Raw genomic sequence first — 9,246 nt, forward strand, 5'->3', positions numbered from 1 at the left:
AGACAGAAAATACAAGTGCCAATGTGGGTTTGAGAAACATCGTGATATCGTTGGGGCGATGAATATTCGCTACGCAACTGTGGTTGGCGGTAATAGTCAATCAGCCTAAGAGCCTATATGGTCTGTCTTAGGAGGGGTGATGGCACACCCTCATCTTGAAGGCTGTTCAAAACAGAAATGGACTGCGAATGCTTAGTCATTCAAGAATCCCATCCCGTTACACCGTAAGGTGTAGGACTTGCGGCTTTAGCCGTGGGAGTGTCAACAAGTTTATTATAATAATGTGTTGGTATCCTTTTTTGTCCACTAGGGTTAGGGGCTATATCAAAAGCATCATAAATTGTGTAACTATATATACTTTGTTTTGCTTGCAATGTAAGATTATTATAGGGTATCCCATTTATTTCATACACACGTTCTCTATTTGTTAACGCTTCTAAAGGAATTGAATGTTCATCGTCATTTAAGTCACCTAGTATTACAATTGGAATGCGGTTATGCGTTTGTAATACGTTTGTTACGTCATGATATAAAATTGTTGTTTCTAAACCTCTCTGTAATAAGGAGGCTATATGTCCTTGGGATCTGCTTCTTAGTGTGTCCAATACGATTTTATCCCACGCTTCGTTAGGTATAGAATCGGGAGCTTTAATTACGGGACGCTTAGATTTTAAGTGAGCCACATAAAAAATAATGTCTCCAATATCTTGAATATTTATTTTTGCTTTGATTGGTGTTCGACTAAATTTAAAATCATGTGTTATAGGGAGATCGTCTCTAGTGAAAGGTGGGACTATTACTGGATCTACAGAAGTAATAGGGTATTTTGAACCAATTGCAACTACAGGAGAGGTATATACTTTATTGTTTGCTGGATCTGTAGTTGGCATCTCAACTGTTGAGAAATAAGTAAATCCAGCCTCTTTAATTAATTCTCTTAGAGCATCGACACTAAATACTTCTTGAAAACCTATAACATCACAGTTCATATTTAAAAGTTGGTCTTTTATCCATTTCTTCTTACTTTCCCATGCTTCGCTTGAATAAACTGAACCAGGCTTATACCATGCCATGGGTGGTTTGGAAAATTGATATAAGTTAAATGTTCCACAACGAATTTGCATAATTTTCTCCTAAATTTATTTTTAAATCTTACCTACAATATGATTTTGTATTCTTAGCTATAGATTGTAATTAATAGCATGTTTTTATTTATCCTTTTTTTAACATAGGATTTCTTCTTTAAAATGTGAAGGGGTGAAACACCTATTTTAGCGGAGAGATGAATCTTGGTAGGCATAAGCCTACATGTAATTTAAGAAATTGAGTGTCTTCAATTAGAAAATTTCTGATATAGTGGTGTAGTATAAGAATTTTTAAGGTAGCTCTTAAGAGTAGAGTGCATTTATATTAAAAAAATCTTGATATGAAAATCTAAATTGTATAATATATAGGTATATTATTATTGCGTTTAATTTTGTTTATTCCCACACCTTATGTGTTGTGGTTGAGTTGTAGAAGCAAGTTTTGTTCTTGTTTCAATTGTGAAAGGGCTTCTTTGAGCCGATTAGTGCACATATAGCTTGTTTTGCTATGCACATTTTTAATCGACTTGAAGAAGCCTTTTTATGTTGTTTTCAAGTTTGCAGGTGGGGTTATTTATGATTCATAACATAACAAGATGAAAAGAGATAATGTTTGAATAGTATTAGTTGATCCAAAGAGTAATCTAAAGTGCCGAATGATCTATTTACTGATATAGATAAGTTAGCGGAGAGTACGATTGAAGAACTACGATTTTAATCATGTGAAGGTAGTTTATACAGGGGAAAAGGAAGAACTAAGTGATAGGAATACTTGGATCTTCCTTTTTTATTGCAACTAGAGATTTAGAATGAATGATTGTGCATATAAAAATGATTTAGCGGAAAAATTTTATTTAATTTCAATACATAGAAGAAAAAGGAAAAAAACAAATTCATAAAGGGCTAGTTGAAGTACGATTATAAAAATTGTTCTTTTTGTTAAATAGTGAAAATTAGAAGCAGAAGAGATAAAAGCGTTAAAGTGGACTGAAAAAGTGACAGAAAGAGAACAAGGACTAACATTAGTTATAAACATATCTAATAAGAAGTGCTATCGGATTTATACAGAAGGAGGAATATTACTAGAAAATATATGAATGTATGTAAAATTTGAGATGAATCCACCCAATTTCTATACATTAGTTGAATGAAATAATAGATAACTCAGGATTATCCAACATCCCTTTCTTAGTTAAATTTTCTTAGATAAATAGCATGAAATATAGTATGTTCTCACTCATTTTTATAAGGATAAAATATCATTTTATTTTTATAAAAATGAGTGAAACAGAACGATTCACCATAAAAGAATATTCGACTATAATGAAACGTTGTACGTCATTGTAATATTAAGATGTTTTAAGATTAAAGTGATTATTAGTCATAAAATATGAGTTTCGAGACCTCAGCAAAATATTGCAATGCTTTATATACATGAGATTGTAAAAATTATTTTATTAAAATTACTGGAGGCTGATGAAATATGATAATAGATCATATAAGCAACAATGTAGTAAAAAAATTGGAACAAACGGTGCGCTATGAAAAGAAACAGGTACAGGTATTACGTGTATGTAAAAGTAGTTCTAATATGCACGCTTACATGATTTTCCCAGAATTCTCAGAGGTTAAAATTTCAAATACCGAACTGGATGAATATATAGAAAATCTTTCAACAAGTCTGAAATATGTAATTGACCGCAAGTTAAATCAGCAAGAAATTGAAAAGCAAAATCATTCTTTCATTATGACGTGCGCAGTTGAGGAAGATGGTGTTATAGATGATGAAACTATTCATTTTAATACGACGTATGTTAAGCCACCTACACTTGCGAGTAAGGTATTTAAGCTAGTGTGTGGTTTAGGAAATCGTTTGAATAGCTTAAAGGAGTTACATATAACAGTATTAAATAATTATATTAATCGAATTGAAATAGAGTTTTATAATGAAAATGAAATATATGTAGCCGTAGAAAAAGAAGAAATTGCAAATGCGATTATGGGGGCATATACAAAAGCCAATATCTATTATTCCGCAGATCTCCGTTATGTTGCAGAAGGAAATGAAATCAAATTAAAGAGCATTAAGCCAAAATTAGCGGGTGATGTGTTGTGAAGCGAGAAAAGAGGATGATTGGAGTTTTATGTACATTTGTTTTTATGATCTTAGTACTCATACCTTTACATACAGCTCATGCATCTGTAAAAGTGGATTTTAATGAATTGAAAGGAAATGATGTTTCTTCATCTTTTAAAGAAGGATTAAACAATCGAACAAAAACGACAGAGAAAGACGATTCATTTGGATCATCAATTATACAAAAAGTTGAGGGTATGTATGCACCAGCTTTTAAAGTAGGGGTAAATATCTTTTCTATCTCTTTCATATTAGGTGTTATTGTCATGGTTATGGCGTTAATTACAAAGAATGGTCAATGGATGAAATGGGCAACAGGGAGTATGATTTTCTCGTTCGTTAGTATGATGGCGATGAGATTAAGTGTATATTTCTTATTTAGTTCGGATGTATTTTCGTTTATGAACATTTTTACGGATTTTTTAGACCTGTTTAAATCAACAGCACTTATTTTTACACCCTTTATGTTAATTGCAGGAATTCGTTTACGAAGAATTCATGAGAGTACAAAACAACCTGAGTATTATCGTTGGTCTAATCGCGTTATAACGGGATCTTGTTTACTATGTATGTTAGCCGTACTGGCTCCATGGTTATTTGCGAATATGTAAAGAAATATATATAGATGCAAAAGGTACTGAATGTTCATTCAGTACCTTTTATCTACCCATCTGATTTTTCCTTTCGTATTCTGCAAATATCTCCTCTGATATAGGGGATAATTCGTTCGATTTTTAATCGTTTTTTTGTTGTAAAGGATTTCCATTTGTAGAATGAACACTCCTTGTAGTAGAGCTGGTATGCCTACAAAACAGACGAGGAAGATAGAAACTAAAATAATATTTTACTTAGAAAAGTATTTCACCTGTTTAAAAATGACTTAATTTATTTTGAAAGGATTGCTTGTTTTGAAAAGAAATCAAGAATATGCCGCTTTACGAAATTCTATCTTGATAGGTTGGCTGCTCACAATTATTGCTATGGGCCTATCTATCTATTTTTCTTCTATTGTATATTTACTAATTGGATGTTTCATTTTGTCATTGAAATACGGATTAATGGGCACTATAAAAAATGTAGAAAAGCGTTTGCCAACCTGGGCTAATTTTGGAGTAATTGAAAAGCCAGTGAATCGGAGGGTGACAAGACCGTTTCAATTTCAGGGCGGACTCATTGTTTCATTAGCATTAGGATTCATAGAGATGGTGATAAAAGGTTTATGTATCTCATATTATATTTTAGGATTAGAAACTCATGTATATCGTTTAATGCGTAGAAATACAAGAGTGTGAAAAGGAGGCTTATATTATGAAAGTATTAATATTTGAATTAATTCTAATTGTGCTTCTGATACCGATAAATATTATGGTAAAAAAACATGCACCAAAATGGAAATGGAAAGCCGGAGAAAAGATGGTAAAACGTATATTAAGCAAATTAGATCACGAAAGGTATCGGGTGTTACATGATGTGACGGTTCGTACAGAGTATGGTGATACAACTCAAATTGACCATATTGTAATCGCAGAAACAGGTATATTTGTTATAGAGACGAAGAACTATGAGGGCTGGATCTATGGAAGTGAGAAGGCGGCAAGATGGACACAAGGTATTTTTAGAAAGAAACACTCTTTTCAAAATCCATTTCGACAAAACTATAAACACATGAAAGCAATTGAATGGGTGATGGATCAACAGCTGCCATGTATTTCTATTGCAGCGTTTCATTCAAAATGCAGTCTAAAAAGAGTAAATGTTCATTCTAAACATAAACATGTCCTATATTATAACGATCTAAAAAAATGTGTCGAATCCTATATTGATGTGAAACTAACAAAGGACGAGGTCGAGCATATATACCAAACTATTTTGCGAGCAAATATTACCGATAAGGATATTAAGAATAAACATGTGAAGTATTTACATAATAAGTTTGCTAAACAGTAAGAAATGGAGATAGGAACATGGTATATATAATTGGATTTTTGGTAATTATCGTAGTAGTTATTCGTCTTAACATGAAGTATTACCAGTTAAAAGGAAACTCAAAAGATTTTGTGATGAAAAAGAAGGATTAAGGATTTATTTTAGTAATAGAGGTAATAGAATACGTATATTATTTTGGCCGTCACCAAAAGGCCATAAGAACCGTTTTACGATCAATAAATAAAAAATCACTATATAACTATTTATGGATGTCGGTGATAAAATAAATAAAAATAAACGGGAGGTTTAGTTGTGAAAGAAGTGTTAGATGTTGAAACGTATTTAAAGAAAATGAAAAATCAGAAAATAAATTATGACAAAGTATTAAGAAAAATGATTAAAGATTGGGGGGGAAGGAACGAAAGACCAAAAGTTTTACTTCATTCATGTTGTGCTCCTTGTAGTACTGCTTCATTGGAATTTCTTGTAGAATATGCAGATGTTACAATCTTCTTCTCAAACTCGAATATCCATCCGAAAAGTGAATATATGCGCCGCTCGAATGAACAAAAGGTTTTTGTAGAAAAGTTCAATGACCGTACAGGGCACACAGTAGGATTTATTGAAGATGACTATCGTTCGAATGTATTTTTTAAAATGGTAAAAAAAGAAGGTTTGGCAGAAGAGCCAGAAGGTGGACTTCGTTGTGCAGCCTGCTTTGATATGAGATTGGATCGTTCAGCTGAGGTAGCACAAGAAAGAGGATTTGATTACTTTGGTAGTGCAATTACTCTTTCTAAAAATAAAAATAGTCAATTAATAAATGAACTTGGAGTTGGTGTGCAACAAAATTATGATTCACGTTATTTACCGAGTGATTTTAAAAAAAGTAATGGATATCAACGTTCTATTGAAATATGTAATGAATATGATGTTTTTCGTCAATGTTATTGTGGATGCTCATTTGCAGCAGAAAAACAAGGTATAGATTTACGGGCGGTGAACAAAGATGCAATAAATTATCTGAAAGAAAATAATCTTAGTTTGAAAAAAGAGATTTAATGGAGAGAAATTTGATTTGAAATTAATATATGACCTACAACAGAAACGTATTATGTTTCTAAATGATAAACGTAAAAAGCTAAAATAGTTTTGGGATAACTCCTTACTGGTTAAAGTTCTAGAGAAGAAAAAACCAATAAGGAGTGTTTTATTAATCGCGCATTGCCCCTGCCTCTCGAGAAGTCATTGCTCCTTGTCCGGCTCTTACATCATTTTGAATTTCTTGTTTCACTTTTTGTGCATCAGTTTCAGCAAAATCTGCTTTCATAACAGAACCAGGACTTTTTATAGCTTTTTTATGATCTTGCATACAACTCCTCCTTAACTTAACGTTTAACAACCTTATTATTTACAAAAATACACTCGGTATACCTTACTCAATTAATTGAACGTGTCTCATGTAAAGCACAAGGTAGGAATTAAATAAGTTTCCAAACATACTATTTTATATATGAATTCAATATTATAAAATCATTAATTTAATATATAAAATTAATAAGAATTATGATATGATGAAAGTAACAAAATACTTCTAAAACTATCTTGCAAAAGGACACACCTACGCATACATATGCCATAGGTGTGTCCTTTTTATTTGTTTTAAAACCTCGGAAACAAAAGGGGAGATATATGTTGTGTACTAATGAAATTACACCGGTAAATATACCTTAAAAAAGATTGTAAAAGCAAAAAAAGAATGAGAGAGGCACAGTATTGGAATATCCGGAATTTGAAAATCCCTCATTTAAACTTGTTTTTAACGATTACCCGAATTGGATTCAGGCTTGTAGTTGTAATTATCGAGCGGTCAACTCAATTTATATTCCATTTGTTTATTAGGTAGAGCGAAACGAATACTTAATGAAATCTTGGATTAAGTTTATTTGCATTGCATCATTCGTTTTTTAAATGACTGCATGTAGCAGTAAGACGCAAACAACAAATGACTCGAGACCTACCCAAACCATGCAAAAGGGCATACAACAGAGTATAGAAGGGCAACATATTGTTGATATTCCAGAAGCCTATAAGGGTTAAATTAAAAAACTTAGAAACAGTTAAAGGTAATAAATGGTAAATTCAGAGATACAGACGTGAACATAAACAGGAAAAAGCAGACCGTTAAATTACTTTTATTAGATAGACTTGAATCTGTATCTCAAAAATTTAAACTGAAGAGATGTGAAAGGAAGCATCTTAACTATAGAAGAATCAACTAAAAGGTAATAGATCGTGGAGTACAAGCGGACAAGTATGACAGAAAATTAGTATATGTATTTATAAAGTAATACATATAGACGAATTGAAGGTCAAATCAGGATATGGCATTGTATCTTATATTTAAAAAACTAACATTACGCTGCTGCCATAAATGATAGAAAGCGAAAAAGAAGCAAAAGTATCAAAGGTTGGCGTGTGGAGTATATAAGATGTTGTAGAGGAACAAAAACAGCTTTATAAAAACTTCATGATGTGTCTTAGTGCTCGATGTATACTGAATCAGTTGTAATCCAAATACTCATACAAAAATGGAGGTTTCATGAATGAATGAGAACAAAAGAAATATGATCTTATCCTTTATTATTTCAATAATATTTATTTTCGCGAGTTTATTGCCATTTAGTAGTAATGAATATGTGTATGTTATCTTAAAAATTGGTGCTGCAGCTGGTGTAATTAATATTATAATGATGAGCGTTTTCTTGTATTTTCAAAGCAAAAAAACGGGACATCTGTTGAATTAATACAGTAAGGTTTCATAGTTTTCTTAACCGTATTAAAAAGAAAAGAGGGATGACTGGGAAGATATCAACAATTGGATACAGTCTATTGAAATAGGGTACTCGTAACATAGAACTAAACTAGTCATATATTAGCAAATGTTTTGCATTAAAAAACAGGTGAGGCGAAAATAAGATGTCGATCATTCAAAAGTATCACATTGCAATTGCTTGGACGATAGCTACTAGTGCAATGCTCATAAGTTTGATTTTTAGTGAGTGGATGAAGCTGCCTCCATGTGATTTGTGCTGGTATCAAAGGATGGCCATGTATCCATTAGTGTTAATATTGGGAATAGGAATGTATAGAAAAGATCCTAATGTAAGTGTGTATGCATTTCCATTTGCATGTATTGGATTAATTATAGCTGTCTATCAAATTACGATTCAGGCTTTTCCAACAAGTGAACTGAAGATATGTTCAGTAGGTGTTTCTTGTACAGAATATCATTTAAATTTGTTTGGTTTCATCTCGATTCCTATGCTATCTTTTGTTGGGTTTTTAGCCATCATAATACTTCTATATATTAAATCTGATAGGGAGACAAGAGAACAAACAACATAATGTCTATGAATAATGTACTCAAGTAAACACAAAATATTTATGAATGGATAATTAAAATAAAAAGAAATTATAAAAGGAGAAATTAAAATGACAACAATGCAAGTAAGTAATGACATGTACAAAATCCCAGAGGCGGATGTAGAATTATTAAAGATTATGGCCCATCCAGTTAGATTACAGATCGTGAAAGAACTAGAACGTCGCAAAGTTTGTAATGTAACAGAGTTAACAGATCTATTAAAAGTACCGCAATCAACTGTATCTCAGCATTTATCTAAGATGCGTGGCAAGATTCTACGCTCGGAAAGAAGAGGGTTAGAGATGTACTATCATATTGCAAATTCCAAAGCATGCCAGATTGTTAGTGTACTAGGTTTATAATTAGCTCAAACTAAATAGCAGATTATAAGATTAAAAATAAAATAAGGGCAGCCTGATATGGCTGCCCTTATTTTATTTGTGATTTTGCATATATTTTTGCACATTTAGTATAACAAACATTATTCTTTCCTATCAAACTTCAACTATTGATTTGAAATAAAGATTAACTGTTTATAAAAAAGACGCGACGTTTTTAATAAAGTTGCGATGTTTTGCCCCTTTGGATCTGTTTATCTAAAGGGGTGTTTTTATAGTAAAAAGTGAAAAGAAGATCTGAGCGGAAAGGCGGATTAAGGAACCGTTGAGTAG

Annotated in this window: 11 protein-coding genes and 2 pseudogenes; 10 read left to right on the plus strand and 3 right to left on the minus strand. The window is 32.0% G+C overall.

The features are described from left to right. A partial coding sequence (locus MR170_RS28735; protein WP_242306626.1) for a transposase occupies positions 1–109 on the plus strand: 109 nt, incomplete at its 5' end. Positions 110–200: 91 nt separating this feature from the next. On the opposite strand, the gene MR170_RS28740 is transcribed toward MR170_RS28735, so the two are convergent. Continuing rightward, positions 201–1,124, minus strand: coding sequence for an endonuclease/exonuclease/phosphatase family protein (locus MR170_RS28740; protein ID WP_242310344.1), 924 nt, complete (start codon positions 1,122–1,124; stop codon positions 201–203). 1,444 nt (positions 1,125–2,568) lie between these two features. Between MR170_RS28740 and MR170_RS28745 the strand changes: the two genes are divergently transcribed. Continuing rightward, complete coding sequence (locus MR170_RS28745; protein WP_242310346.1) at positions 2,569–3,201, plus strand: hypothetical protein; 633 nt, start codon at positions 2,569–2,571, stop codon at positions 3,199–3,201. Further along, the gene (locus MR170_RS28750; protein WP_142287906.1) at positions 3,198–3,833 is read left to right on the plus strand and encodes a hypothetical protein; all 636 of its coding nucleotides are present in this window, start codon (positions 3,198–3,200) and stop codon (positions 3,831–3,833) included. The genes MR170_RS28745 and MR170_RS28750 overlap by 4 nt, the downstream gene beginning before the upstream one ends. Before the next feature lie 48 nt (positions 3,834–3,881). Here the strand turns inward: MR170_RS28750 and MR170_RS28755 are convergent. Further along, positions 3,882–4,066: pseudogene (locus MR170_RS28755) on the minus strand (hypothetical protein); the annotation flags it as partial. 64 nt (positions 4,067–4,130) lie between these two features. Here MR170_RS28755 and MR170_RS28760 point away from each other — a divergent pair. The 3 genes from MR170_RS28760 to MR170_RS28770 all read left to right on the plus strand — a co-directional run bounded on the left by MR170_RS28760 (position 4,131) and on the right by MR170_RS28770 (position 6,210). Then, positions 4,131–4,514, plus strand: a complete 384-nt coding sequence (locus MR170_RS28760; protein ID WP_242310347.1) for a hypothetical protein — start codon at positions 4,131–4,133, stop codon at positions 4,512–4,514. Between the two features lie 16 nt (positions 4,515–4,530). After that, complete coding sequence (locus tag MR170_RS28765; protein WP_242310349.1) at positions 4,531–5,169, plus strand: nuclease-related domain-containing protein; 639 nt, start codon at positions 4,531–4,533, stop codon at positions 5,167–5,169. A gap of 300 nt (positions 5,170–5,469) precedes the next feature. Next, positions 5,470–6,210 carry an epoxyqueuosine reductase QueH gene (locus tag MR170_RS28770; protein ID WP_481746791.1) on the plus strand — a complete coding sequence of 247 codons (741 nt, stop codon included), beginning with the start codon at positions 5,470–5,472 and terminating at the stop codon, positions 6,208–6,210. Between the two features lie 151 nt (positions 6,211–6,361). On the opposite strand, the gene MR170_RS28775 is transcribed toward MR170_RS28770, so the two are convergent. Further along, on the minus strand, positions 6,362–6,520 hold the full coding sequence (locus tag MR170_RS28775; RefSeq protein ID WP_001150989.1) for a hypothetical protein: 159 nt from the start codon (positions 6,518–6,520) through the stop codon (positions 6,362–6,364). A 599-nt stretch (positions 6,521–7,119) separates the two neighbouring features. Here MR170_RS28775 and MR170_RS32825 point away from each other — a divergent pair. The 4 genes and pseudogenes from MR170_RS32825 to MR170_RS28790 form a co-directional block, all read left to right on the plus strand. Continuing rightward, positions 7,120–7,579, plus strand: a pseudogene (locus MR170_RS32825) (thermonuclease family protein); the annotation flags it as partial. Between the two features lie 175 nt (positions 7,580–7,754). Continuing rightward, a complete protein-coding gene (locus MR170_RS28780; RefSeq protein WP_242310351.1) occupies positions 7,755–7,955 on the plus strand; it encodes a hypothetical protein in 201 nt (66 codons plus the stop codon). A gap of 172 nt (positions 7,956–8,127) precedes the next feature. Then, on the plus strand, positions 8,128–8,556 hold the full coding sequence (locus MR170_RS28785; protein ID WP_242310353.1) for a disulfide bond formation protein B: 429 nt from the start codon (positions 8,128–8,130) through the stop codon (positions 8,554–8,556). Positions 8,557–8,643: 87 nt separating this feature from the next. Next, on the plus strand, positions 8,644–8,937 hold the full coding sequence (locus tag MR170_RS28790; protein ID WP_043938837.1) for an ArsR/SmtB family transcription factor: 294 nt from the start codon (positions 8,644–8,646) through the stop codon (positions 8,935–8,937). The last annotated feature ends 309 nt before the right edge of the window (positions 8,938–9,246 follow it).

The organism is Bacillus cereus group sp. BfR-BA-01524, from assembly GCF_022662595.1.
GTDB lineage: Bacteria > Bacillota > Bacilli > Bacillales > Bacillaceae_G > Bacillus_A > Bacillus_A thuringiensis_S.

Excerpts from the sequence above, each read along its gene's own strand:
- MR170_RS28740 (WP_242310344.1), bottom strand. The coding sequence starts at position 1,124 with ATGCAAATTCGTTGTGGAACATTTAACTTATATCAATTTTCCAAACCA.
- MR170_RS28745 (WP_242310346.1), top strand. The coding sequence starts at position 2,569 with ATGATAATAGATCATATAAGCAACAATGTAGTAAAAAAATTGGAACAA.
- MR170_RS28765 (WP_242310349.1), top strand. The coding sequence starts at position 4,531 with ATGAAAGTATTAATATTTGAATTAATTCTAATTGTGCTTCTGATACCG.
- MR170_RS28775 (WP_001150989.1), bottom strand. The coding sequence starts at position 6,520 with ATGCAAGATCATAAAAAAGCTATAAAAAGTCCTGGTTCTGTTATGAAA.
- MR170_RS28780 (WP_242310351.1), top strand. The coding sequence starts at position 7,755 with ATGAATGAGAACAAAAGAAATATGATCTTATCCTTTATTATTTCAATA.
- MR170_RS28785 (WP_242310353.1), top strand. The coding sequence starts at position 8,128 with ATGTCGATCATTCAAAAGTATCACATTGCAATTGCTTGGACGATAGCT.
- MR170_RS28790 (WP_043938837.1), top strand. The coding sequence starts at position 8,644 with ATGACAACAATGCAAGTAAGTAATGACATGTACAAAATCCCAGAGGCG.